Genomic DNA, 23680 nt, shown 5'->3' with positions numbered 1-23680 from the left:
ACATTGAAGTTGTCGTGTTCGCAGCACGGCCAATTGGAGGCAATACAATGGACTGGAGCAACACTTCGGCGCTCGTCAGCGGCGGCGCCGGCGGGCTGGGCGGCGCGACCTGCCGCCGCCTCGTCGAACTGGGAGCCGCAGTCGTCGTCTTCGAGCATGATGGCGAACGCGCGCGCGCCCTCGCGGACGAGCTCGGTCCGCGCGCCGTGGCCTGCCAAGGAGATCATAACGACGATGCGGCGCTGCTTGCCGCCATCGAGGAGGCGCGCTGCCTCGGGAGCTTCCGGATCAACGTCAATGCCGTCGCCGTCGCGATACCGACACCCCCGACCGCCAGCCCGGATGGCGAGCCGCATGACATGGGCATTTTCCGCACGATGATCGACATGCATCTTAACGGCCCCTTCAACGTCTCGCGCCTCTCGGCGGCTGCCTTCGCCGCGAACGAGCCGGACGCGGACGGCCAGCGGGGCTTGATCATCAACACCTCGTCAACAGCCGCGCTCGATGGTCAGGCGAGGCAGGTGGCCTATGCCGCGGCGAAGGCCGCGATTTCCGGGATGACCTTAGCGATGGCGCGCGATCTTGCGCCGATCGGGGTCAGGGCCTGCGCCATCGCGCCGGGCCCGATCCTGACGCCGAGACTGGCCAGCGCCCCGCCCGAGCTGAAGGCCGAACTGGTAAGGAACGTCGCCTTCCCCAAGCGCTTCGGCCATCCCGAAGAATATGCCACGCTCGTCGAAGCCATCGTGCGCACGCCGTTTCTCAACGGTCAGACGATCCGGCTCGACGGCGCACTCTCCACGCCGCTGACCGAAATGTCGCCATTGAAGGCTTAGCCGCTCCGGCGCGCTTTTGCGCCAGCGCTCTTACGGGAACGGCCTTGCGGAATGCATCGCAGCCGCGTCGACGCGGTCAGACCGCGCTTACCGTTAGGGCGCGCAGACCCAAACAAAGAAGGGGTATCACGAATGTCAGATCAGACCGAACGCCCGGCAAAGGGATCGGGCTACGACGTCGCCGAACGCCACGCCGAGGTCCTGGGGGAAGGCGCCCGGATCCCAGCGCTCACGAATGCCGAGATCGACGACGCCTCCTGGAGGCTCGTGAACACCCTGCGCGCGTCGGCGGGGGCGCCTCCCACCGACGAAATGCCGGGATTCCTGCGCCTGATGGCCAAGCATCCGCCGATTTTCCAGCGGCAAATGGAAATGGGCAACGTCCTGTTCAATGGCCGGATCCCCGCCAGAGAGCGAGAGATCGCGGTGCTTCGTATCTCCTGGCTCGCCGGCGCCGCCGTCGAGTGGGGCGAGCATGTCGAGATTGGCAAGCGTTGCGGTCTGGCAGTCGAGGAGATCGAGCGGATCACCCAGGGCTGGACGGATCCGGCCTGGAGCGCGCACGACGCCGCCATCCTGCGCGCGGTGGACGAGCTCCTGACAGATTTCCGGGTCACGGACGAGACCTGGGCGGTGATCGCGAAGTCCTGGGACGAACAGCAACTCATCGAGCTGCCGATGATGGTTGGCCAGTACCTCACCACCGCGTTCCTTCTCAACTCGCTTCGGGTGCCGCTCGGCGACGGCAACCTGGGCCTCGCCCATCGCTGATCGATCTCGAAGAGGAGTTTTCTGATGTCATCAGTCTTCGGACCGATCAGGCAGATCGGCTTCATGTCGCGCGATATCGATCGCTCCATGCGGCATTTCGTGGACACCTGGGGCGTCGGTCCCTGGTATGTGCTGCGCAACCTGCCCATACCCATGCGGTACAAGGGCGAGCAGACAGATCTCGTGGTCTCGATCGCCATGGCCAATTGCGGCGATCTGCAGCTCGAAATCGTCATGCAGCACAACGATGCGCCTTCGCTCTACCGCGATTCCCTCGCCCGGACGCCGGACCTTCATGTGCAGCATGTTGCCGTCTGGGCCGAGGATCCGGCAGCGGTAGAGGCGGGCGCTCGCGAAAAGGGCTGGCGCTCGGTTTTCGAGACCTTGGCTCCACCGGGGCGCTCGGTCTTCATGATCCATCCCGACGCCCCCGAAGTGTGCATCGAGGTCAGCGACTGCGATCCGTTCAAGGACACAGCGCGCGACGCGATCAAGCAGATCGCCTCGACATGGGACGGCACCGAGCCTGTCCGCGACGGCCTGCCGAACGCGCCGGAGTGATCCCCTCGGCTGAGTGGGCTCGGAAACGAGGCTGACCTCCCGAGCCGATCCCGAAGTTGAAGGCGATCGGCCACAGCGCGTTGCTTGCAGATCAAGGGCAGGGCCTGCGGGTCGCCGCGCGGAAGTCTTCGCTCGAGATCCGACTGCCTTCTTTCCATCGCCCAGGATCGTTTTCGATAGAGGGAGGATTGCCCGGCTGGTGCGCGAGGGGCAGCTCCAGCCCATAGCGGGATTTACGAGACTAAATGTCCCATAAATGTTGACGTGAGCGCGGCGGGAAATTACGCGACTCCCCGTCGCATAAGCGTCCTGCGAGCAAGCAGGGTGCGGGCAGGGCCGCAGTCGGTCCACCAGACCTTCGAACAAGACTTGGCGTACGGAGACATGAGATGAGTAAGGATCGCGTAGTCGTCGTGACCGGCGCCGCCGGCGGAATCGGCCTCGGCATCGCCCAGCGCTTTGCCCGCGACGGTCACCCCACGGCCATGCTCGACGTTCAGGAAGACCTCCTCGAACAGGAAGCCGCGGCGCTGCGCAGCGCCGGCGCGACGGTCTTCACGCGCAAGGCTGACGTGGCCGACCGCGCGCAGGTCGACGCGGCCTATGCGGACATCCGCCGCGAACTCGGGCCGATCGCGATCATCGTCCCGAACGCGGGTATCGCCCCGATGGTGCCTTTCGTCGACATGACGACTGCGCAGTGGCAGCAGGTCATCGACATCAACCTGACCGGTGTGTTTCACACCATCCAGGCCGGCGTGTCCGACCTGATCGCGGCGAAGTGGGGGCGGATCGTTTCGATCTCGTCGCATGCCGGCCAGTCGGGCGGCTTCAACATGGCCCATTACTCGGCCTCGAAAGGCGGCGTGATCAGCTTCACGAAAGGGCTCGCGCGCGAGCTCGCGCCCCTGGGCACGACGGTGAACACGATCGCGCCGTCGGTCTGCGAAACCCCGCAGATGACCCGCGCGATCGAGGCGGGCATGTTCCCGATCGAGGCGATCCTGCCGATGATCCCGATCCCCCGCGCCGGAACGCCCGACGAAATCGCCTCGGCCTGCGCTTTCCTGGCATCGGAAGAGGCGGCCTATATCACCGGCCAGGTCCTGGCGGTGAACGGCGGCATGTACATCTGACCCCTTGAAGCGAATTGCGAGGGTACCCTGTTTTCGTGCAGGAATGGACGAAGCTGTCCGGGTGCAATCGCAATTCGCGGTTCGAAAGTGTCGCGCCGCGTTTCGGTCGCAAAACGCCAGCGAGGAGAGATGGGATGAAAAGCCTGGCGAGAGGCACGATCATGGCCCTGGGCCTGACGGCACTGGCCGCGTCGCCCGCGGCAGCGCGCGACAAGGCGACTTTCGGGCAAGGCGCGCGCTATGTGGCGATGGGCAGCTCTTTCGCTTCGGGATCGGGCGTCGCGCCATACGACCCCGCCGCGCCAGCCCGCTGTCAGCGCTCGACGCAGAACTACGCGCATCAGCTAGCCGCCAAGCGAAACCTCGCCTTGGTCGACGTGACCTGCGGCGGCGCGACCACCGCGCATATCCTGGGGGCCTGGAACGAACTCCCGCCACAGGTCGAGGCCCTGACGGCGGACACGGCGCTGGTGACGATCACCATCGGCGGCAACGACATCGGTTACATCGGCGGCCTGATTGCCGGATCGTGCGGCGGCGATCCGAATTCGGCGGCCGTGGCTCAGCCCTTGTGCCAGATGATCGCGGCTGGCCGGCGCGGCGGCGCCGCGATGCTGACGGCGACCGAAGCGGGCTGGACCAAAGTGGGTGAGGCTCTCGCCGATATCGTCCGGGAAATCCGCCGCCGCGCGCCGCGCGCGCGCATCGTCTTCGTCGACTACCTCACGGTCCTGCCAGATGGCGCCTTGTGCAGCCAGACACCGCTGTCGTTCGAGGCCGCGCGCGGCGGCCGTGCCACAGCCGCGCGTCTCGCGGCGCTGACCGCCTCTGTTGCCAGGCGCAACGGCGCTGAGGTGCTCCCTGTGTCGCGGTTGTCGAGAGGGCGGCATGATGCCTGCGCCGCAGCGCCCTGGATGGCGGGGTTCATTCCGCCGGACGCAAGTCGGGGCTTCGTACCCTATCATCCCAATCTGGCGGGCATGACGGCCGTGGCCGAGGCGCTCGACCGCAGTCTTGGTCGCTAGCGGCCGGGTTCCATCCGGGTGAGGCCTGCGCGCTCATCTCGAAACGACGGGAGAGCGCCACCTTGGTCGATAGGGGCTCCCGGCGATGCCAACGGGGAAGAAGTCATCGCCGGGAGTTTGCCCGACGCCGGGGACATTGGCGTCGGGCTGGGACTTTTGCGGGCCTTTTGGCCCGTCGTCGTCAGAAGAAGAACTGCGCCGATGCGGAGATCAAGCGACCGTAGAGGGTGCGAACGGTGCCGACACCCGACGTCGGAACGGCGCCGCCGCCGGTGTTGACCTCGGTGATGGCCCGCGTGTTGAACAGGTTCGAGGCGTTGAGCCCCAGTTCGATCCGCTCGACCGGACGGAAGCGTGCGAACACGCCGACCGTCGTGAACCCGGGCATCTTCAGGAGATTGACGTCGTCGGCATAGCTCGACGTCTGGCCCAGCACGTTGGCGCCGATCGTGAACTGATCGACGTCGAACTGCGGCGTGAGCGTGTAGAGGAAGGTCGGCTGACGACGCGGTTCCTTTCCGACCAGAGCAGCCTGCTCGGCCGCCTTGATCTCGCCGCCGGTGACGGTGAGGCTGCCGGCTACACTGAACGGACCACGGCGTACGGCACCTTCGAGTTCCGCGCCGTAGGTGCGGTAGGACCGCGACACGAGCGTGGGCGTCTTGATCCCGAGGCTGTCGGCGATCGTCGGCAGGTAGGTTCCCTTGGTGGTGGCGTAAAAGCCGGTCAGGTTCAGCGAGACGCCGTTGTCGCGATACTTGAAGCCCGCTTCGGTCTGTCGAACCGAATCATGACTTGCGTCCTCGTTCAACAGCGCACCCGAGGTCGCGCTGATGGCCGGCGAGAACAGCAGCGCATCGGCACCCGCGCGGCCGCCGAGGCTGTGGCGAGCGAACAGCGAGAACGAATTGCTCACGCGGTAGTTCACGCCCATCGAGTAGGACACGTAGTCGTAGTCGTAGTCGACCGGCTGCGATGAGCTCGGCGCGATGTAGGGCACGCCTAAGACCTGGCCGGTCGAAGCGCCCTGCTCGGCGCGATCGCCGACAGTCGTGCCGTTGCCGTTGACGTCGATCAGCTTGCGCGCGCCAGCCTGGGCGATCGTGCCCGAGACCGAACCGCGATCGTAGCGGATCGAGCCGCCGACCGACAGCTTGCCGGTGTGGAAGTTGAACGAGCCGTAGGGCGCCAGGACGTTGTAGTCGAGGTTTACGCGGCGCTTCTGGTTGAGCGCGTCGTCATAGGCGAACATGCCACCTGCAAAGACGTCCCGGCCCGCCGCGTCCTTGACGGCGATGAGCGAGGAATTGCCGCCGCCAACGATGTCCTGGATGATGACCGAACCATAGTATTCGCGGTCGAGGCTCTGCTGCGAATTGTAGAGGCCCGCCGTGGTGGTCAGGTCACCGCCACCGACTTCCCAGACGCGGCTGACGCGGAAGTCGTTGGTCACGTTGTCCAGGCTGTTGATCTTGGTGTGGCCGATCGTCGTCAGCGAGACCAGGCCATTGCCGCTCACGGTTGCCGGATTGACGGCAGCGCCCTTGTTCGAGCCCGATGCGAAGGACATCGAGCCGCCCGGGACGAAATAGCCGAGGATGACACCGGCGCCGGCCACCTGGATCTGCGGGTCGAGGATGTCGGCCTGGCCGGAATTGTTCGAGTAGCGGAAGCGTTCGGAGAAATTCCACTCGCCGAGCTTGAAGACCACGTCGGTGCCGATGGTCTTGGCCTTGACGCGATAGCCGTCCTGGGCGTTGTTTCGCACGACGTTGCCGGCGGAATCCACCTGGTTCAGGTCCGAGATGTAGCGCGACATCATCGAGTCATCGACCGCGTTGAACTGCGGCAGCGCGCGGAAGATCGGCTTGTCGTTGGTACCGGTCACGGCCATCGGGCTGGCGACGTAGCCGGGGAACTTGTCGTCGAGGACCTTGCCGTAGAAACGGATGTAGCCGCCGTCGAATTCCTTGGTCGCGTTGAGCTTGATCTGGCCGCCACGGGTCGCGGTGTAGCCGGTCTCGCGTGGGCCCTCGCCGCGGCGATAGAAGCCGCCGACGTGGAAGCGCCAGCCGTCGCCGAGGCGATGGCCATAGTCGAAGTCGATGCGATTGCTGTCGTAGTCGATGCCCATCGAAAGCCGGACCGAGCCGCCCTCGACCTCACCCGTCTTGGAGATCAGGTTGATCACGCCGCCAGGTGCGTTCGAGGCGAAGGTCGAAGCCGAACCACCGCGGATCGATTCGACCGAGGCGAGGTTGATGTCCGCACGCACGAACGCGTCGGGGCCCATGTTGGTCAGGTCGCCGAACTCGAGGACGGGTAGGCCGTCCTCCTGGATCTGGACGTACTTGGCGCCGCCGTTGACCAGAGGCAGGCCGCGCACGGTGTAGGCGTTGAGGCCTTCGCCCGCGCCGCCTTCGACGCGGATGCCCGGAACGTTGCGCAGGAGATCAGCGAGCGAAGGGGCCGAGAGCTTCACGACCTCGTTGTCCTTGAGGACGCTCGTCGACGTGGCGCTGTCGAGCGGATCGCGCGCCTTGGCAACGCCCGTTTTCACCGTGGCGTCGTCGTCGTTGGTGCGGCTGGCCTGCCAGGCGGTGGTCGGCTTGGCCTCGTCCTGAGCGAAGGCGGCCGGCGCATAGGCGGCCACGGCCATCACGGCGAGCGAGACGGTGCTCTTGAAAAGGGTACGGTTAAAAATCGTCATGAATGCCCCACTTGATCCCATGTTGCCCCGCTGATTTTTTGCGGGTGGCGGCGATATGTCGGGCGTTGGTTAAAATAGACTAAACCGTATATTATGAAAGCTACGGTGCTGACATCACTGGTCCTGAGCCGCCGCTGGTCGTGCGCAGCTGCGATGAAGGCAGTGCCGCAGCGAGGCACAAGCCATTCAGCCGCGAGAGTTTGGTAGTGATTTAAGACTTTCCCTTGCTCGATCGGATATGCTTTCAGTTCGGCGGTCGGGATGCTGAACAAGCGCCTGGAACGGCCATTTAGAAAGTTGCGATGATAGAGCCGAACCTCCCAGCCGTCGCCGAGGGTAAGACGTCCAAGCCGCGCCGGGGACGCCCAAGCCGCGCGGCAATCGCGGAGATCGACGCACGCATTCTCGAAGCGGCGTGGAAAGCGTTCCTGGCGCATGGGTTCAACGGCACGAGTATGGAGGCCATCGCGAATTGGGCCGGTGTGACGAAGACGACCCTCTACCTGCGGCATGTCGACAAATTGGCGCTGTTGCGCGCCGTAATTACTGATCGGACCGGCAAATGGGGCGAACGCGCCCGACTAACCGATTGGACAACGGGAAAAACACTCGAAGAGCGGTTGGTCCATTATGCGCGGACGATGTTGCGCTGGAGTCAGCATCCAGAGGTCATGGCTACCCGGCGACTCGTGGAGGGTTCTATCGGCGAAGCCGGTGAGATCGCTCGCGAACTCGATCGGGCCTTGCGTGACCCGATGATCGATTTGCTGGTGAAGGAGATCAATTGCCTCGCGACGATTGACGGAACTCCCCCATCGGATCCGCGGGAACTGGTGCGCATTTTCATGGGCATGGTTGATGCCGTGCGGGAAATTGGGGAATCTCAACAGCTTGATTCCGACGCACTCTCGCTCAAGGCAGAGGCCGTGGCAGGTATCCTTTTGCGTGGACGCTCAGCTTGGTGACGTAGCGATTATCGTACCAAGTCCGTGACGTGATCCGCCAACATAGTGGACGTTCGCCAGGTCGGTCGGGAGGAGTGAATCCAGCCATCCGTTCATCCGACAAAAGGGACATTTAGGTGCTCTGAGCGACTGCCCAACAGCGGTTATATCTGAGTAACCTTCGGGTCGGCCTTGGCCTCTTGATTTCGCTCAGGCATACGGAACCCAGCCGGCCGTCGCGCCCAATCTCAATCTGGATAGCGCGGACTTATGTCACTCCTGCTTGGAAAGATGTCCAGTGACCCAGAATATCATCTCGGCATCGCATTTAGCCGGGCGGTGGTGTTATTCTGAGCTCAACTCGCCTCGCGCAGCCAACTGGTACGCTGAGGAATACCTGAGCGACTTGCGAGACTTGGCCGAAAAGGAAAGACAAGGCGTTGCGTTCGCCGATCTCGACGACGAAGAGAAACGCCGGCTCAGGCAAGCTTTAGGCCATTCTGATCGATCCACCTTTTACAAACTGCTGATGCTCTTCGGAGAATTCGTAGAAGGAGAGATGACACATGATGAGATACGGAAGGTTCGCCTAGTTCCATATTTCAATTGCGAGACAGTCGAGGAGTACGATCGGCACCCCGACGCGGATATTGGAAGTGCCCTGCAGAACGTCCAATCCACGAAATACCCTAACAAGGAACCTGTGATCGCCGTTTCCACATTGTTAAATGGCGTAAAATCTCAGGTTCTTCTGGAAGGGACATTCCGCAGCCTTTGGTTCCTACGCTCTGGGCGTCAGGAAATAATAAGGGTCTTTAGGCCTGCAGACCCAGATGAGTTTTGGCCATGGCCTACCTCATAGCGCTGCATCTAATTTCATTCATCGCTTGCCGGGACAAAGTGAGAAATCAACGGAGCCCCCGACTTAGCCGACATTTGACGCCCGATGCTCGCTCCCTAGAAGCGGCCTTTCGTTCAAAGTATCGACTGAGAGCGGAGTTCACGGCCGCTTCCGACGCGCCTTCGCTCGTGCTGCCCTGCGATCTGACCTGTTGCCGGAATAAATCCCACCCTCGTCCATCTCCGCCAAGCTCTTTTGCCTCAGATATGCAGGCCGAAGCCTCGAGGGCAGAAGTATCTCGGCTTTCTCTTGCAGCTCCCTCGTTTCAGCAATGAGGTCTTCGGTCCAGTCGGTAATCTCAAGCAGCATGATGTCCTCGGATCGGCCTACCCTTCCGGTCTGCTTGGACGACGCGTCGAGAGCGATGCCGACGATCCGCTTCGCGCTCCGGTGCTGCATGAGCGCGACCTGACAGTAGGCCTTCAGCATGCCGCCCCGAGCATCGCGATAGTAGTCGTAACCGTGCTCGACGAGCCACTCTCCCCGAAACGCCAACACGAGGAATAGATAGAGGCATTCCGGATCCGCACCACCTTCCGGCGGCATCACCAGGCGCGCGAAACGATCCTGATTGACCTTCTCGGCCTTGAAGTATGCGTCAATAAACGCTCTGCTGAGGCTTCTTCGGACGGTGCGTCGTTCGAGCGCCATCTTCCGCAACGCCCGCTCGGCGAGATGCAACTCCGGCTGCATTCCGGCTATCGCTACCGACGTGCCGTCGAGCAGGTTCTTGGAGAAGCTGCCTATCAGTCGGTCCCAGTCGTAGCTGCTTTGGTTGAATTCGCGCCGGGCTCGCCATTCCGCCGAATTGCGGAATGCCATGTAGTGTCCTGGGGGAAATATCCCCAGCTCGAGGGGGTGCGCGAGGTCCGCGATGTCCGGGATGAACGGGCGGCCCTCTGAGTCGCCGGACATCAGGTAGGCAGCGAGGAGATCGGCCTCGCTCGCCGCCATGCTCACTCGGCAGTCGCGGATCGCGTCAGCCCGTTCTCGGAGATAGGCAACGAAGTCCGATATCGTGTCGAGTTCGCGCATGACAACGGTCAGCGCGTCCATGTCCATGACGTGCACGAAGGCGCCGTTTGGATTGGCGTCTCCGACCATGAACGGATGGAGTCCCCTCGTTATCGGATCAAGGTGCTCGTCACCGCGAAGATGCCCGGTGAGCATGAGCCCGCCGTCTCGGTCGTTCATGTAGCTCCGGCAGGCTTCGCGCGCGCCGCTGACGACCGCGATGCCGTGTACCCTCAGGTCCTCGGGATCGGGGAGCCGAACCGGTAGCCTCGTCCGGCAAGCGGGATCGATGAACACCCGATCCGGATAGCGTCGGAGCCACCGCTCGGCACCCTTGATCTGGTCCACGCTGTGCTGGACCGCTCTCCGATACCAGCGGCGCCAAGCCAAGTCGATTTTGCCTGACGGCCACCGAATGTTCTTGTCGCTGAAGATCAGCAGATCATTCCCGCAGAGGACCAAGAGGTCGCAAAGCTCCTTGCCTTGGCCGTTGCTCAGATCGCGGTCATTGAAGGTGTTCGGATAGGACCACAGATCGAGAAACGTCCTATCGGCCAATTTTGCGAGCGAGCGTTCGGTTGCGGTCGTGCCGGTGCCTCTTATCGTGGGGTCCATCGGCGTGCCTTATTCATCCGGGCCTGCGGCTTCGCAATGTGGTATCATCAACATAGTGGCATTAGAGCAGCGCGTTGCGACCAACGCCAACATAGCTGACGTTCGACGTGTCGATCGATTCACCTGATACCTGCCGATCGTTCACCCGATCTGATATGGCGGGCCACGCCCGACAATGATGAGCACTACATCTACGTACCCATCCGGCGTGCCCCGCCTTGCCGATGAGGTGAGCGACCGGTCTTAAGTGCGCTCGTAAGAGTGCGCTTTGGAGCGGTCGATGGGTCAGATCACAGTGTTTTCCGGGCCGGAGCGCCGCCGCCGTTGGAGCGACGAGGAACGGCTGGAGATCCTCAACCAGGCGTTTGCGCCGGGTGCCTGCGTCGCTGAGGTCTGCCGGCGGTACGATATCTCGTCGGCGCTGATCTACACTTGGCGACGGAAGCTGCGCGATGCTCATGCCGAGCCTGAACCGGACGCTTTGGCGGCCCCCGGTTTCGCCGCGGCCGTGATGATCGAGGATGCGGAGGGCCCGCACGCGGGTGTGCAACCGGCGATCGTCATCGACCTGGCGCGCGGCAAGCGGATCAGCATCTTTGCCTCCGCATCACCAGCGCTGGTGGCCTCGGCGTTGAAGGCGTTGCGATGATCCCTTCGGGTGCGCGGGTGTGGATTGCGATGGGCCACACGGATATGAGGAAGGGGATGCAGGGCCTGGCTTTGCTGGTCCAGCAGGGCCTCAAGCGCGATCCCCATGGCGGCGATCTATTCGTGTTCCGCGGACGCGCCGGATCTCTGGTGAAGCTGATCTGGCACGACGGGATCGGCATGTCGCTCTACGCCAAGCGGCTCGAGAAGGGCCGGTTCGTGTGGCCATCGGCGAAGGACGGGATGGTGTCGCTGACAGCCTCGCAACTGGCCTGCCTGCTCGACGGGATCGACTGGCGGAACCCGCAGTATTCCTGGCGTCCGCAGAGCGCCGGATAACGCGTTCGTTTTCTTCGTCGCCCGCGCATTTTGGGCTTCATTCAGACCCCATTCTGTGATTCCATCGCGGTCATGGAAGCCGCCGTTTCGCCCCTTCCTGACGATATCGAAGCGCTCAAGGCGCTGCTGACGAGCGCGACCCAGCGGGCCAATGAGGCCGAGGCCAAGCTCGCCAACGCCCATGCCCGGGAGAGTGCCACCGAGGCCGTGATCGCGCACCTCAAGCTGCAGATCGCCAAGCTCAGGCGCGAGCAGTACGGCGCCCGCGCCGAGCGCACTCGCCGCCTGCTCGACCAGATGGAACTGCAGCTCGAAGATCTCGAGGCCGACGCCGCCGAGGACGATCTGGCTGCCGAGGTCGCGGCCGAGAAGACCGCTACCGTCACCGCCTTCGAACGCAAGCGGCCGGCCAGGAAGCCGTTTCCCGAACACCTGCCGCGCGAGCGGGTCGTCGTGCCGGCGCCGTGCTCTTGCCCGGCCTGCGGCGGCACCCGGCTGTCGAAGCTCGGCGAGGACGTCACCGAGACGCTCGAGGTGATCCCGCGCGCCTGGAAGGTCGTCCAGACCGTGCGCGAGAAGTTCTCCTGCCGGGACTGCGAGACGATCACACAGCCACCGGCGCCCTTCCACGTTGTGCCGCGTGGCTGGGCTGGCCCCAGCTTTCTCGCCATGCTGCTGTTCGAGAAGTACGGCCAGCACCAACCCCTCAACCGCCAGGCCGAGCGCTTCGCCCGCGAGGGCGTGCCGCTGAGCACCTCGACGCTTGCCGACCAGGTCGGTGCCGCCGCCTTTGCGCTGATGCCGCTCTATCGCCTCATCGAGGCGCACGTCCTCGCCGCCGAGCGATTGCATGGCGACGATACGACCGTGCCGGTCATGGCCAAGGTGAAGACTGATACGGCCAGACTTTGGGTCTACGTGCGCGATGATCGGCCGTTCGCCGGCGCCGATCCGCCCGCGGCGCTGTTCCACTACTCGCGCGATCGCCGCGGCGAGCATCCAAGGGCGCATCTCGTGTCGTGGTCAGGGATCCTGCAGGCCGATGCCTATGGCGGTTACGGCGAGCTCTACGCTCCCGGTCGCTTGCCGGCGCCAGTGCTCGAGGCCGGCTGCTTCGCCCACGCGAGGCGCAAGTTCTTCGAGCTGGCCGACGTTGCCAGCACGACCCGCAAGAAGAGTCGCGGAGAGCATGCCGGCATGATCTACCCGATCGCGCTCGAAGCCGTGCAGCGGATCGATGCCCTGTTCGACGTCGAGCGTGCAATCAACGGCAAAGACGCTACCGACCGGCTCGCGGTGCGCCGCGAACTGAGCGCACCTCTGATGGCCGAGCTCCATGCTTGGCTCACCACCCAGCTCGCCAGGCTCTCGCGCAACCACGACCTCGCCAAGGCTATCAACTACATGCTGCGGCGTTGGGAGGCCTTCACCCGCTTCCTCGACGACGGCCGGGTCTGCCTCACGAACAACGCGGCAGAACGCGCTCTGCGCTGCGTGCCCCTTGGTCGGAAGGCCTGGCTGTTCTGCGGCTCCGATCGCGGCGGCCAGCGCGCGGCCATCCTCTACACACTGATCCAGACCGCTCGCCTCAACGACGTCGATCCGCAGGCCTGGCTCGCGGACGTGCTCGCTCGCATTGCTGAGCATCCGGCCCGCCAACTCGACGTGCTGCTGCCATGGAACTGACAGCCAACCCAGCGCTCGATCACCACCTGATCCGCGCTACGCCGCGGCTTTCACCGGATGGCTACACATCTACGCTGTGGCACTATGATACGCCCGATCGCCGTCCATCAACCAGACGATCGAAGGTCTCCGAGCAATGCTCGAAGCGAGGCCATAAGTTCCGGAGTGATTTGGTCGCCCGGACCAAAGTCCACGGCGAGGGCCCGCGACAAGCACTCTGTGAACGCTGTACAACCAGCAGTCTGGCTCAGGTCCGCAACAAGGCCCTCTCCATCGGCAACAAGCATGGTGCCGACAATTTGCAGGAAGCCAGATGTCGGCTGGATCAACGGACCGACGATCCGCGCGAGATCGTCCAGCGCGATGGCGCCGCCAAGATTCAGCTTGGTGCCGACGAACACCGCCGCGCGATAGATGATGTCGCGCAGGTCTGAAGGAACATCGCCGCGGGGGTCGGTGACGATACGTTCGACCAGCGCCTCCGAGATCGCCTGCCAGTATGCGTTTTGGACGCCGATGTCGGCCACGCTGTTCAGACCGGTCAGGCCCCATGCGAGTGCCGCATCGGCGGGGCTTTCATAGGAGTCTGTGTGGCTGAACCATGCGCGTTCGCGCACTTCGTAGGTTTGCTTCCATAGTTGGGTAAACCAGGCGACCGGATCAGGGACGTTCGCGATCGCGGCACCCACGATGTTGGCCTCGGGCCTGCCCGTCCAGATCGCCTGGTCGCGAGCGGTCTGGGTGACCTGCTGCGCGACAATCCCATTCGAAAGCAGCTTCCCGGCGTCTTCATGGGCGCCGCCTGCAGTCAGGACGGCGGTTTCAGCCAGAACCCGATCGACGCGCCAGAGCGGCTCTTCCTCCATGATCCACTCTTGAACGCCGGCAGATACCGGCGGTGCCGAAGCCGCTAGTGCATCGATCAGCAGGCTCCGCGCTGCTGGCCAATCACTCTCCTCCTGCAAGCGACACGGCAGCCGGTCGCTCCCGTGCCAGATCAGTTGCTGCAGCCACGCCCGTGACAGCCATGGCCAGTCCGGTCGCGACGCCAGTCGCGCCAACAGGGGCTGGATTGCTGCGGTCGCTGCCGGCTTCCCGGATGTGCCCACAAGTTCGGCGACAAGCGGCGCGACTTCGGCGAGCAAGGCGAAGACCGCTGGCGATGCTGGCTGGCCCGATGCGGCGCCGCCGGGCGCATTTTGGTCGCCCAGAAGATTTTCGAGCGTCACCAGATCAAACGGCTTGCACGCCATCACCGAGGCATGGGCGACCATCGCGGGCGTACCGTCGAGCATGCTCATAAAACGCTGAGGCCAAAGATGGCTGACGACCCTGAAGGCCCAGCGGCGATCGATCGGCAACTCATTCGGACCCGGCCACAGATCGCGCGTCCTCAACCGACTCCCGCGCCTTTCGCTCAGCCGGACTGACGGCAGAGACGAGATTTCAGCGATGCGGCTTGCCAGCCGTGCAACGAGTGGATGATCGTCCGGCGCATCGGCAAGACGAGCGATCAGAGTCTGGGTGGGGGGGGCCGCTTGCGTCGATGACATCTCCCAAACGTCGTCGACCACTGCGAACAACTGTGGATGGGTCCCTTGGGCGGCCACCTGAAGTCCCACTTCGTCGAGCAGCGCCACGACAAGGGGGTCGGTCCATAGCGAGCCACCGCCTTCGGGGTCACCCGAGAAGTTGGCGAAGCGCGCGGCCCACTCGCTCAATCCCTTCGCCGCCAGCGCGTCGCGCAAGCTGCACGCATAGTCGGCGTACGATCCGATCTTGATATGGCATGGAAGAATTGCGCGCGGCCAGGGAGATGCAGAGAGCCATGTGAGTGCCGCCGCCAAGGCTGCCTCACAATCGGGCTCTGCCAAGAGTAGGGTATCCATGTGTGTGTCAGACATCGTCGCCGCCTGCGTCTTTCGACCCGCTTGAACCGCCTATTGCGCTCGCGGCACGGCGGAGCAGATCGGCGACGCGATCGCGTATCGTGCGCGGTCGCGACTGTGGCCGGCGCGACCACCAATCCTCAAACGAACCGGCGGCGGAGAAGATCTCGTCGAGAAGCGTGAGAAGCTCGGCGGGCCTCGTCACGCGGGACATGACGCTGACGTCACCTGTCCCGACACCGTTGAACGAATGGCCGCAATGCCAAAGGTCGTCGTCGACACAAAGAAACCGGTCGTGCAAACCTCTTTGCGTCGTCGCGCGCACGTCGATCTTGCCGAAACCGAGAGCCGGCTCTCTCATGGCAACGATCTGCGCGACGAGCTCCTCGCCGGTTAGCATGGTCGCCCCTACTTCGCTGCTCGCTCGCGTATAATATCGCTTAGGCGGGCTGATCAGCCCCTGGATTTCAACGCCTTGTTGCTCGGCTGCGTAGGTGAATTCCTGCAAGTCAGCGGCCACGAGATAGGGATCCACCAGCAATATCCGGCGACGCGCGCGCGCAACGAGCCGTCGGATAAAGAGAACGGCCTCCTCACGCTCATTTTCAAGAACGCGCACGTCATCCCGGTCCCCCCGCGCCTGAAGGGCGCGATATTCGCCAAATCGATCCTGGCGCAGTCGCTGGAGTTGCTCGAGGCGCATGACCGGCGACGTCGTTACGACGGGTTGCTGCACTTCTGGTGGGCGCCAAACTGAAGTGACGAGGGGCCCCGCAACAGTGGAACGTCGGCGGCGCATCGGATTGGCGATGCGTTCGCCGATGGGGACATTGGTCTGCATCGAGAAGCTGCGGAAAAACCAGCCCGGAGGTTCGTCATGCAACAAGCCTCGCCGCGGGCAGACGATCCGGTGGCCAAGTTCTTCGACGCCGCCGGTGATCAACGCGCTGGCCGCGCCGAATGCGTCCGTCACATGTTCGGCATGAAACCCCGCTCCTGCGACGCGCCGCTCGTGGAAGATAATTTTCAGTCCGTCCAGCGTGGCGCCGCGACGGGGACGGCCCGCAACGGTGACCGTCTCCGCGCCGTAGCCGCGCGTCGAAATCCTCGTTCGGCTGGAGCCCAGCAGCGGATTGGGAGCGACAAGTCCGATTCCGCCAAGCCAGTCGTCGTGAGCCAGCAGGTCGAAATGCAGCCTTTCGAGCAGCCAAGACCGGGCGCGCCGATACCGTTCAACGCTCGTCATGCCTTCGGTCATTTCCACGATCGGCGCTGGAAGCGGCTGCATCGATACGAGCCGGTGGAGCCGGGGCATCACATGCCAGGCCGGCGAGAAAGGGACGTCATCGCGCAGGACGAAGCGACGGACCGAGGGCTCGGGAGACAAGATGCCCAGTGAGATATCAGCCGGGGCGCCGGGATGCGCTTGCGTCGGCGCATTCCAGCATGCCTGATACCAGTCGAGCGCTGCGGATATCGGCAGCACATTCCTCGACATATAGAGTCGACCGGGATCGCAATTCATTGCCTGAGCGCCGTTTGGTGGGCTCGGTATCTCAGGAGGCAAGAGTTCGACTGAAGCGAATAGGAGATAATTGGTGCGGTCGCGAGTGAGAGTGGCGATCCGCACCACGCCGCGATCATAGTCGCCATCGATGAGGCCAGCCCAGGCTTCGGAATGCGCTAAGTCGCCAGCAACTTCGTCTACTTCCATTCGGCGCCCCCCTTCCTTTTTCCTTCGACATCGACGCCGGCGGAGCCGGCCCTTGGCCCCGGTCAAGCCGCCACCCCGTGCTCCAACGACAGCTAAGCTACAAGTGAGCGTGACGGGAATCGAAATTCAGCATGAGCAACGCCACGGGAGTATTCGAGGATGGCATGACCTTACAGCACGATATTCCAATAAGAGAGCGCGTCCCGAACTTTCTCTCGGGGGTAGTATTCGCCTGCGTTTTCGAGATCGCGGGCAATCGCGGCCTTGCGATTTCGCGCCTTGGCCCGGATCTTGTCGTTGATTGGGGCTATTCCGGGCACCGAACCCGACGCAGCGTCCCTCCAACTCTCAGGATAGTCGGCGGGATCGAAGGCATCCCCGGTCTGCGGCAGCAGATCGGGGTGATCGCATGACCAGCCGAAGAGGTCTCCGGAACACCGGCGAAGCATTGCCTTCACCTCAGGCATAACATCGGTGAATGCCTTCAGCGGCGTCGGCAGAAGGACCATGTTGGCGATGCAGGAGAAAAAGCGATGATCCTGCACGACCGAGTTGGCTTTCACGAAGGTGGGATCGTCGACGCCCCAGATATGGCAGCACGTCCAGTGCGGCCTTTCTTTGAGAGTGATGCCCATGGCCTCGCATAACGCCTTGTTCGCCTGGGTATTTCCCTCGATTTTGTTGGTGACGTCACCTGACTGGCGGTTGGTGTTTTGCCGGCGAATTGACCAGTTCGCGTTGTAAAGTGCGCCACGCCGCGCAAACTCGGGAAACCATACCGGCAGGAGCCTGAAGGTCTCTGGGTCCACCCAACGCGCAGTTCGCTCGATCAGCGCCGCGATGTTGCGAGTGTCGATGTGACGCTTGAGAACGAGCAAGCCATCTTCCACTTTGTCACTCCCGCTTGTGGACGGCCTTCAGCCGATCACGACCTCTTCGCGCACGCATGACTTGGGGTCGGAAGTCACGACCGACAGGAAGAGGCCATGGGATGCGACGGCTTGCACTACCGCCGTGCCGGGGTGCCTCCATGTCCCGATGGCATCGGCGGCAACTATGCAGAAGCTAGGGTCTATTTTGGTAAGGAGTTCGACGTCGAAATTGCCTTCCGATCCGTGGTGCGGGACGGTCAGCGTGACGACTTCGTCGAGGAGCTTGCGATAATGCGCGAGAAAGCGCTTTCGTCGGGCCTTTTCCTTCAGCGCTGCGTCCCCCGTTCCCAGCCAGGCTATTCCGCCCTTGCCCTGCGCGTTCCAGGTGCCGAATGTCCCATAATGTCCCTCCGGTCGAACGACGCCGTCGGGGAGCGGTCCAGAATACAGGCACATCGAGGTGATGTTGAGGTTCTTCGAGAGGGCAGAATATGCCTGTGTCAGGTCACCCACCCGATTTGTAACGAGATCCCGCAGATTGGCCGGCACGGCCAGCCAGGGCTTCAAGGCCGCAGCCTTTATCTTGGCCTTGGCAGAAACGCCGTGGTTGAGCGCCTTTAGGAGAGCGCGGAAAAACACGGCCTGCTGTGCGTCAACCGCCGGATCGACAAAGGGGGAGAGAAGCCACAATCCCAGGTTGGGATCAATGCTAGGTGAAACCAGCCCAACGCTGTCGGGTAGAGTGACGACGATCGGGCCGGGAAGCGCCGACTCTGCCCGGAGTCTGCCGTTCGGAGAATTGACCCATCCCCGGCCCAGCGGCTTCCAAGTCACCTGACCCTTTTCGTCGCGCAGTCCTTGTATGTCGTGGCCTTCAGGCCCTTCGGGCCTCCCGCCGTCCAGATCCGGGGCGCCGGGACTGTCCGGACCACCGGGAGCCATGAAAAGTATCTGACGTGGACGAAATCCCGACAGCGCCGTTGTCGGATCGATCACGAACTCCCGATAGAAGTCATCAAGCAGCGTTGCAGGGTCTTCGATGGCGTCGCGCGCATAGGCGATCAGGCGATCGGCAACATTGAAGAATGGCAATACGATCGTATCGACCGCAACGCCCTTCTTGATGTCGAGAAGTTGGGTCAAGCCGTTCAGGTGGTCGGCATGGACATGGGAAATGAAAAGAAGATCGAGCTTTGAGCGGGCTCCAATCGACTTGAGATACCCTTTGATGCGATTTGAACGAGCAGCCTGATATTTCGTCATCGCTCCACAGTCATAAACGTATCGAAGTCGCAGCGTACTTCCCTCATGAAGCTCCGCGGCGTGGAAAAAACCTTGACCTACTGCATGCTGTATTCTTGTGTTGGTCAGGCCCATCCAATCCTCCCTCATCGACTGGACGGAGCCGTGACGCTTTAACAACGGTTGGTAAAGAGGCTGGCAAACAAATAACCCGAAAGACCGGGTCGCGAAGCTGCCATGAGGCGGAACGGGAGGTGAGTTCAGGCGAGTGAACTGTACCACGCTGGCGTAGGCAGGGCGGTTTCGGAGCACCAAACGGCGGCAAATGGCGGGCCACGCCCGATGAAGAGTAACCGTCCGGCCTGAGCCGCTTGTCGAGGTTGGGCTGTGAGCTGAAGACGTCCTTAAGGTCGCACACAAGGACGCGCTTAAGGACAGCCATGACGCAGGTAACGGTGCTGACGGGGGCGGGTCGCCGCCGGGATTGGTCGGATGAGGAGCGGCTTGAGATTTTGCGAGAGGCGTTTTCGCCGGGGGCCAAGGTTCAGCACGTTGCTCGGCGCTACGACATTTCTCGTAGCCTCATTTATCAGTGGCGGCGGACGGCTTTGCGCCGCGCGCAGGCAGCCTTTGCTCCTGCGGTGATCGATGATGCCGCGGAGCCGGCCGCTGTCCCCGTCGCTCCTAACGAAGCGGAGGCCGCGATCGTGCTGGAACTGACCGATGGTCGGCGGTTGCGGATTTCCGCATCAACGCCGCCGGCGTTAGCCGTGGCCGCGTTGAGGGCGATGCGATGATCCCTGCAGGCGCACGGGTGTGGATTGCGATGGGGCACACCGATATGCGTCGCGGGATGCAGAGCCTTGCTGCGATGGTGCAGCAGCACTTCCTGAAGGACCCGTTTGCCGGCGATCTCTGGGTCTTCCGGGGCCGCAGCGGCACGCTGGTGAAGATCATTTGGCATGATGGGATCGGCATGTAGCTGCGCTGAACTGCGTTTCGCTCTACGCGAAGCGGCTCGAGAAGGGCCGCTTCATATGGCCCTCGGCGAAGGACGGTGTGGTGTCGCTGACGAGTTCACAGCTTGCCTGCTTGCTCGACGGGATCGACTGGAGGAACCCGCAATATTCCTGGCGTCCGCAAAGCGCCGGATAGCTTTGGATTAGCCCATTTTCGGCTTGCGCGTGAGCGGCGGCGATGATTCACTCAAGGCCGTGGAAGCCGCCGTTTCGCCCCTTCCGAACAACATCGAAGCGCTTCAGGCGTTGCTCGCGATTGCGACCCAGAGAGCGGATGAAGCGGAGGCCGAACTGGCCAATGCCCGTGCTCGGGAGAGTGCCGCCGAAGCGATGATTGCGCATCTCAAGCTGCAGAACGCCAAGCTGCGGCGCGAGCAGTATGGCCCCAGCGCCGAACGCACCGAGCGACTGCTGGCGCAGATGGAGCTCGAGCTCGAAGATCTCGAAGCTGACGCGGCCGAGGACGAGCTCGCCGCCGAAGCTGCCGCGGCGAAGACGTCAACCATCACTGCGTTCGAGCGCAAGAAGCCGGTCAGGAAGCCGTTCCCTGATCACCTCCCGCGCGAACGCGTCGTGGTCCCTGCGCCGTGCTCGTGCCCGGCCTGCGGCGGCAACCGCCTGTCGAAGCTCGGCGAGGATGTGACCGAGACGCTCGAAGTGATCCCGCGCTCGTGGAAGGTGATCCAGACGGTGCGCGAGAAGTTCGCCTGCCGGGACTGCGAGAAGATCACCCAGCCGCCCGCGCCCTTCCACGTCACTCCGCGCGGTTGGGCCGGACCCAGCTTCCTCGCCATGCTGCTGTTCGATAAGTACGGCCAGCATCAGCCGCTTCACCGTCAGGCCGAGCGCTTTGCCAGCGAAGGCGTGCCGCTCAGCGTCTCGACGCTCGCCGACCAGATCGGCGCGGCCTGTCTCGCGCTGACGCCCATCTACCAGTTGATCGAGGCCCACACCCTGGCCGCCGAGCGCCTGCACGGCGACGACACCACCGTGCCGATCCTGGCCAAGGGCAAGACCGTCACAGGGCGATTGTGGGACTACGTTCGCGATGATCGGCCCTTCGGTGGCAATGATCCCCCTTCGGCCATCTTCTATTATTCGCGCGACCGGCGCGGCGATCACCCGAGGCACCATCTTGCTGCCTGGTCCGGGATTCTGCAGGCGGACGCCTATGGCGGCTACAACGAGCTATACGCTCCGAACCGGCAACCGGGGCAGATCCTCGAGGCTGGATGCTTCGCGCATGCCAGGAGAAAATTCTTCGAGCTGGCCGACGTCGATGGCGCGGCGCGCAAGAAGAGCCGCGGCGAGAAGGCCGGGCTCGTCTATCCGATCGCGCTCGAGGCCGTGCAGAAGCTCGATGCCCTGTTTGCGATCGAGCGCGGCATCAACGGCCAGAGCCCGGTCGAACGTTTCGCGGCCCGCCAGGAACTCAGCGCGCCGCTGATAGCCGAGCTCCACGAATGGCTGAACGCACAGCTCGCCCGAATCTCGCGCAACCACGATCTCGCCAAGGCGATCAACTACATGCTGCGCCGCTGGGGTGCGTTCACCCGCTTTCTCGACGACGGCAGAGTCTGCCTATCGAACAACGCCGCCGAACGATCGCTGCGCTGTGTACCCCTGGGACGTAAGTCGTGGCTATTCTGCGGCTCCGACCGCGGTGGTCAACGGGCCGCGGTTGCGTTCTCGCTGATCCAGACCTGTCGCCTCAACGACGTCGATCCCCAGGCATGGCTCGCCGACGTGCTCGCCCGCATCGCCGACCATCCCATTAGCCGGATCAACGAATTGCTCCCGTGGAACTGGCGGACCGATAAGGTCGATCTCGCCGCCTGACCTAACTTTGCCGCGGCCCTCGGCGTATGCTTACGATGAAGATGAGCACTACGTCTACGCTATAGCGCTACGATAGAGTCGTCTCCAAAGAATGAGGAGAAGGGCGCGTAGGGGCCTCTTGCGGCGGGGTGCGGCGCTCGACGGAGTTCGATCGAAGTCGAGGTGGCTCGGCGTCACATGCAAGTCGACTTTGAAACGGTAGAACCTTTCCAGCGCGGGAGTCGGCCAAGGCGGCGAATGGTGAGCGCTTTGCTCAGAAATCGACTTCGATTTCCTCCTCTTCCTCGTTGTCATCCTCGTCGCCTTCATCGTCGTAGCTGCTACGCTCTTCGATTGCATGCTCAACGTCGCCGAATTCATCTTCGTCGAGGTCGCGGAAAACGGATGGCAGTTGAGTAGCATCGAAGATGGAGATGTTTTGACCGATAAGTTCCTCGATCAACGCATTGCGCGGAACGAGAAAGATTCCCTCTGGCCACCCTCTTACCCGCCACTCGAGGAATAGCGGCCAGTAAGGGCCAGAGGCATCTTCCGCGATAATGAGATTCTCTACCTCACCAAAAATTGCCTGATCGACAAGGCCTATTTGCGCGGCAGACAGTAATGCCACGATTGAGATAGCACCGCAGTTTTTCGAAATCTCTGAAGCGATGGAGAGCGGGATCGGAACGCCTAAGCGCAAGGCAGCATAGAGAGCCCAGCAGACCTCACCATCGTTCCCAAGGCGGCCATGTCGGTCAAGCAGTGTAGCAAGGATGCTACCCCATGCTTGGATGTCGAGGTCGCGTTTGGCGAGGTGTCGCCATACAAGGATGCGTGCCACGAAATCGATAGTGTGCCCATAATGTACTGCGGCGCGCTTTAGAAATGGCTCGACCACCTCCCACTGCGCAGCAGGCAGATTGGACTTGTCCAAATAGCGCAGGGTGTACTTCAGAATGCCATCGTCACCGCCCGCCGCTGCGAGAGCGAATGCGTGTTCGAGTGCGGCACGCAGGCGTTCTGATACGCGTCTAGAGGGAGAGGCAAGAGCAAACTCAATTCGGGAAGCAACGTCGGTGGGCCAGCTATCGGAAAAGCGAAAGCTCTCGGAATAAATGTGCGTCTTGGTCTCATTGATGTCGAGTTCGAACGCTCGAATTGCCTCACGATATTTATAGAGTGCCGCCTCAGCTTCGGCGTGTGAGTTAGCGCCGATCCATACGTCATCCACGTGGCGCAAGACCGCGCACCCGGCGGCCCCGCCACGTGCGACAAATTCTTGATCAATAGCGGTGCAGATCACCTCGGCAATGTATCGGGAGGCGTCGGGCCCAACTGGGATCCCGATTGTCTGCCCATCTTGCCCAGCTCGAAGGATGAGATCGAGCCGGTTCATGAAGAGGTTGGCCGAGTTCGCGCGCCGATCGGCTTTGCAAGCCGCCTTACCGTGAAAGGCCCAAGGAATCGAGTGGGTATAGATCGAATGGTAAAATCGTGAGATGTCCGTCTTTGCGACGAAACGGTAAGGCGCGAGCCTCCCAAGGCGGGCAGACTCCAACTCTGAATGCGTCGCGATTTCGACGGCGCGCTCACCATCGGGCGTCACGCGCGGTACAGATAGGCTAAACTGACTTTGTTGGAAGAACCGACTGAGTTCAATTTCCCGATTTGAAATAAACTCTGCTAAATCGTGGCCGGTTTCAGGATGCACGAGTGAAAAAACTCGTCGCGTCATTCCGCGCTTCGATGCGTTGTAGGTAGCCGCGCGAACTGGATCGCGAGACTGGGAATACCAAGTGCGTTTTTGTGCCAGGTAAATGCCAAGCGCCTCCGTCGTAAATGTCGGCGGAAGATTTTCAGGAAGGTAGCCCTTCCTCAACAAATCGTCTTTGATCGGCATCCGTTAATCTACCCCGTCGCCGTCTACCTGCAAA

At 62.7% G+C, this 23680-nt stretch carries 20 protein-coding genes; 13 read left to right on the top strand and 7 right to left on the bottom strand.

What is annotated here, in order from left to right:
- The first annotated feature begins 47 nt into the window (after nucleotides 1-47).
- The 5 genes from WG901_RS21520 (at nucleotide 48) to WG901_RS21500 (ending at nucleotide 4332) form a co-directional block, all read left to right on the top strand.
- Nucleotides 48-839 carry an SDR family NAD(P)-dependent oxidoreductase gene (locus WG901_RS21520; RefSeq protein WP_339589186.1) on the top strand — a complete coding sequence of 264 codons (792 nt, stop codon included), beginning with the start codon at nucleotides 48-50 and terminating at the stop codon, nucleotides 837-839.
- A gap of 132 nt (nucleotides 840-971) precedes the next feature.
- Nucleotides 972-1610 (top strand): carboxymuconolactone decarboxylase family protein, encoded by a 639-nt coding sequence (locus WG901_RS21515; RefSeq protein WP_339589185.1) that lies wholly within the window; start codon nucleotides 972-974, stop codon nucleotides 1608-1610.
- A 24-nt stretch (nucleotides 1611-1634) separates the two neighbouring features.
- Nucleotides 1635-2171, top strand: a complete 537-nt coding sequence (locus tag WG901_RS21510) for a VOC family protein (protein WP_339589184.1) — start codon at nucleotides 1635-1637, stop codon at nucleotides 2169-2171.
- Between the two features lie 389 nt (nucleotides 2172-2560).
- A complete protein-coding gene (locus tag WG901_RS21505; RefSeq protein WP_339589183.1) occupies nucleotides 2561-3307 on the top strand; it encodes an SDR family oxidoreductase in 747 nt (248 codons plus the stop codon).
- Between the two features lie 134 nt (nucleotides 3308-3441).
- Complete coding sequence (locus tag WG901_RS21500) at nucleotides 3442-4332, top strand: SGNH/GDSL hydrolase family protein (RefSeq protein ID WP_339589182.1); 891 nt, start codon at nucleotides 3442-3444, stop codon at nucleotides 4330-4332.
- Nucleotides 4333-4513: 181 nt separating this feature from the next.
- On the opposite strand, the gene WG901_RS21495 is transcribed toward WG901_RS21500, so the two are convergent.
- Nucleotides 4514-7042 carry a TonB-dependent receptor domain-containing protein gene (locus WG901_RS21495; RefSeq protein WP_339589181.1) on the bottom strand — a complete coding sequence of 843 codons (2529 nt, stop codon included), beginning with the start codon at nucleotides 7040-7042 and terminating at the stop codon, nucleotides 4514-4516.
- 302 nt (nucleotides 7043-7344) lie between these two features.
- Between WG901_RS21495 and WG901_RS21490 the strand changes: the two genes are divergently transcribed.
- Nucleotides 7345-8007 carry a TetR/AcrR family transcriptional regulator gene (locus tag WG901_RS21490; protein WP_339589180.1) on the top strand — a complete coding sequence of 221 codons (663 nt, stop codon included), beginning with the start codon at nucleotides 7345-7347 and terminating at the stop codon, nucleotides 8005-8007.
- 979 nt (nucleotides 8008-8986) lie between these two features.
- Here the strand turns inward: WG901_RS21490 and WG901_RS21485 are convergent.
- Nucleotides 8987-10516 carry a nuclease-related domain-containing protein gene (locus WG901_RS21485; RefSeq protein ID WP_339589179.1) on the bottom strand — a complete coding sequence of 510 codons (1530 nt, stop codon included), beginning with the start codon at nucleotides 10514-10516 and terminating at the stop codon, nucleotides 8987-8989.
- A gap of 280 nt (nucleotides 10517-10796) precedes the next feature.
- Between WG901_RS21485 and tnpA (WG901_RS21480) the strand changes: the two genes are divergently transcribed.
- From tnpA (WG901_RS21480) to tnpC (WG901_RS21470), 3 genes are all read left to right on the top strand, one after another.
- The gene (gene tnpA, locus WG901_RS21480) at nucleotides 10797-11165 is read left to right on the top strand and encodes an IS66-like element accessory protein TnpA (RefSeq protein ID WP_339589178.1); all 369 of its coding nucleotides are present in this window, start codon (nucleotides 10797-10799) and stop codon (nucleotides 11163-11165) included.
- A complete protein-coding gene (gene tnpB, locus WG901_RS21475) occupies nucleotides 11162-11503 on the top strand; it encodes an IS66 family insertion sequence element accessory protein TnpB (protein WP_036524680.1) in 342 nt (113 codons plus the stop codon). Before tnpA (WG901_RS21480) ends, tnpB (WG901_RS21475) begins: the two co-directional genes overlap by 4 nt.
- Before the next feature lie 72 nt (nucleotides 11504-11575).
- Nucleotides 11576-13189 carry an IS66 family transposase gene (tnpC, locus tag WG901_RS21470; protein ID WP_339589177.1) on the top strand — a complete coding sequence of 538 codons (1614 nt, stop codon included), beginning with the start codon at nucleotides 11576-11578 and terminating at the stop codon, nucleotides 13187-13189.
- Nucleotides 13190-13296: 107 nt separating this feature from the next.
- On the opposite strand, the gene WG901_RS21465 is transcribed toward tnpC (WG901_RS21470), so the two are convergent.
- The 4 genes from WG901_RS21465 to WG901_RS21450 all read right to left on the bottom strand — a co-directional run bounded on the left by WG901_RS21465 (nucleotide 13297) and on the right by WG901_RS21450 (nucleotide 19041).
- On the bottom strand, nucleotides 13297-14937 hold the full coding sequence (locus tag WG901_RS21465; protein WP_339589176.1) for a hypothetical protein: 1641 nt from the start codon (nucleotides 14935-14937) through the stop codon (nucleotides 13297-13299).
- Nucleotides 14938-15085: 148 nt separating this feature from the next.
- A complete protein-coding gene (locus WG901_RS21460; protein ID WP_339589175.1) occupies nucleotides 15086-16792 on the bottom strand; it encodes a VPA1262 family N-terminal domain-containing protein in 1707 nt (568 codons plus the stop codon).
- Nucleotides 16793-16962: 170 nt separating this feature from the next.
- Nucleotides 16963-17682 carry a hypothetical protein gene (locus tag WG901_RS21455; RefSeq protein WP_339589174.1) on the bottom strand — a complete coding sequence of 240 codons (720 nt, stop codon included), beginning with the start codon at nucleotides 17680-17682 and terminating at the stop codon, nucleotides 16963-16965.
- A 27-nt stretch (nucleotides 17683-17709) separates the two neighbouring features.
- Entirely contained in the window at nucleotides 17710-19041 is a 1332-nt protein-coding gene (locus tag WG901_RS21450; RefSeq protein ID WP_339589173.1) for a ComEC/Rec2 family competence protein, read from the bottom strand.
- 305 nt (nucleotides 19042-19346) lie between these two features.
- On the opposite strand from WG901_RS21450, the gene tnpA (WG901_RS21445) reads away from it, so the two are divergent.
- From tnpA (WG901_RS21445) to tnpC (WG901_RS21430), 4 genes are read left to right on the top strand one after another with little or no spacing between them, the layout of a single operon-like run.
- Nucleotides 19347-19703: an IS66-like element accessory protein TnpA gene (gene tnpA / locus WG901_RS21445; RefSeq protein WP_339589172.1), complete on the top strand. Its 357-nt coding sequence runs from the start codon at nucleotides 19347-19349 to the stop codon at nucleotides 19701-19703.
- Nucleotides 19700-19888: an IS66 family insertion sequence element accessory protein TnpB gene (gene tnpB, locus WG901_RS21440; protein WP_339589171.1), complete on the top strand. Its 189-nt coding sequence runs from the start codon at nucleotides 19700-19702 to the stop codon at nucleotides 19886-19888. The genes tnpA (WG901_RS21445) and tnpB (WG901_RS21440) overlap by 4 nt, the downstream gene beginning before the upstream one ends.
- Before the next feature lie 5 nt (nucleotides 19889-19893).
- Complete coding sequence (gene tnpB / locus WG901_RS21435) at nucleotides 19894-20061, top strand: IS66 family insertion sequence element accessory protein TnpB (RefSeq protein ID WP_339589238.1); 168 nt, start codon at nucleotides 19894-19896, stop codon at nucleotides 20059-20061.
- 59 nt (nucleotides 20062-20120) lie between these two features.
- Nucleotides 20121-21764, top strand: a complete 1644-nt coding sequence (gene tnpC, locus WG901_RS21430; RefSeq protein WP_339589170.1) for an IS66 family transposase — start codon at nucleotides 20121-20123, stop codon at nucleotides 21762-21764.
- Between the two features lie 253 nt (nucleotides 21765-22017).
- Here the strand turns inward: tnpC (WG901_RS21430) and WG901_RS21425 are convergent, their stop codons facing one another.
- A complete protein-coding gene (locus tag WG901_RS21425) occupies nucleotides 22018-23646 on the bottom strand; it encodes an RNA-directed DNA polymerase (RefSeq protein WP_339589169.1) in 1629 nt (542 codons plus the stop codon).
- Between the last annotated feature and the right edge of the window lie 34 nt (nucleotides 23647-23680).

The sequence above is a fragment of the Novosphingobium anseongense genome, assembly GCF_037482895.1.
Taxonomy (GTDB): Bacteria; Pseudomonadota; Alphaproteobacteria; order Sphingomonadales; family Sphingomonadaceae; genus Novosphingobium; species Novosphingobium anseongense.
Note: the sequence above shows the minus strand (reverse complement) of the source record. Positions and strands in the feature narration are given on the sequence as shown.

Coding starts and splice junctions, on each gene's coding strand:
- WG901_RS21520 (WP_339589186.1), top strand. CDS start 48: ATGGACTGGAGCAACACTTCGGCGCTCGTCAGCGGCGGCGCCGGCGGG.
- WG901_RS21515 (WP_339589185.1), top strand. CDS start 972: ATGTCAGATCAGACCGAACGCCCGGCAAAGGGATCGGGCTACGACGTC.
- WG901_RS21510 (WP_339589184.1), top strand. CDS start 1,635: ATGTCATCAGTCTTCGGACCGATCAGGCAGATCGGCTTCATGTCGCGC.
- WG901_RS21505 (WP_339589183.1), top strand. CDS start 2,561: ATGAGTAAGGATCGCGTAGTCGTCGTGACCGGCGCCGCCGGCGGAATC.
- WG901_RS21500 (WP_339589182.1), top strand. CDS start 3,442: ATGAAAAGCCTGGCGAGAGGCACGATCATGGCCCTGGGCCTGACGGCA.
- WG901_RS21495 (WP_339589181.1), bottom strand. CDS start 7,042: ATGACGATTTTTAACCGTACCCTTTTCAAGAGCACCGTCTCGCTCGCC.
- WG901_RS21490 (WP_339589180.1), top strand. CDS start 7,345: ATGATAGAGCCGAACCTCCCAGCCGTCGCCGAGGGTAAGACGTCCAAG.
- WG901_RS21485 (WP_339589179.1), bottom strand. CDS start 10,516: ATGGACCCCACGATAAGAGGCACCGGCACGACCGCAACCGAACGCTCG.
- tnpA (WP_339589178.1), top strand. CDS start 10,797: ATGGGTCAGATCACAGTGTTTTCCGGGCCGGAGCGCCGCCGCCGTTGG.
- tnpB (WP_036524680.1), top strand. CDS start 11,162: ATGATCCCTTCGGGTGCGCGGGTGTGGATTGCGATGGGCCACACGGAT.
- tnpC (WP_339589177.1), top strand. CDS start 11,576: ATGGAAGCCGCCGTTTCGCCCCTTCCTGACGATATCGAAGCGCTCAAG.
- WG901_RS21460 (WP_339589175.1), bottom strand. CDS start 16,792: ATGGAAGTAGACGAAGTTGCTGGCGACTTAGCGCATTCCGAAGCCTGG.
- WG901_RS21450 (WP_339589173.1), bottom strand. CDS start 19,041: ATGGGCCTGACCAACACAAGAATACAGCATGCAGTAGGTCAAGGTTTT.
- tnpA (WP_339589172.1), top strand. CDS start 19,347: ATGACGCAGGTAACGGTGCTGACGGGGGCGGGTCGCCGCCGGGATTGG.
- tnpB (WP_339589171.1), top strand. CDS start 19,700: ATGATCCCTGCAGGCGCACGGGTGTGGATTGCGATGGGGCACACCGAT.
- WG901_RS21425 (WP_339589169.1), bottom strand. CDS start 23,646: ATGCCGATCAAAGACGATTTGTTGAGGAAGGGCTACCTTCCTGAAAAT.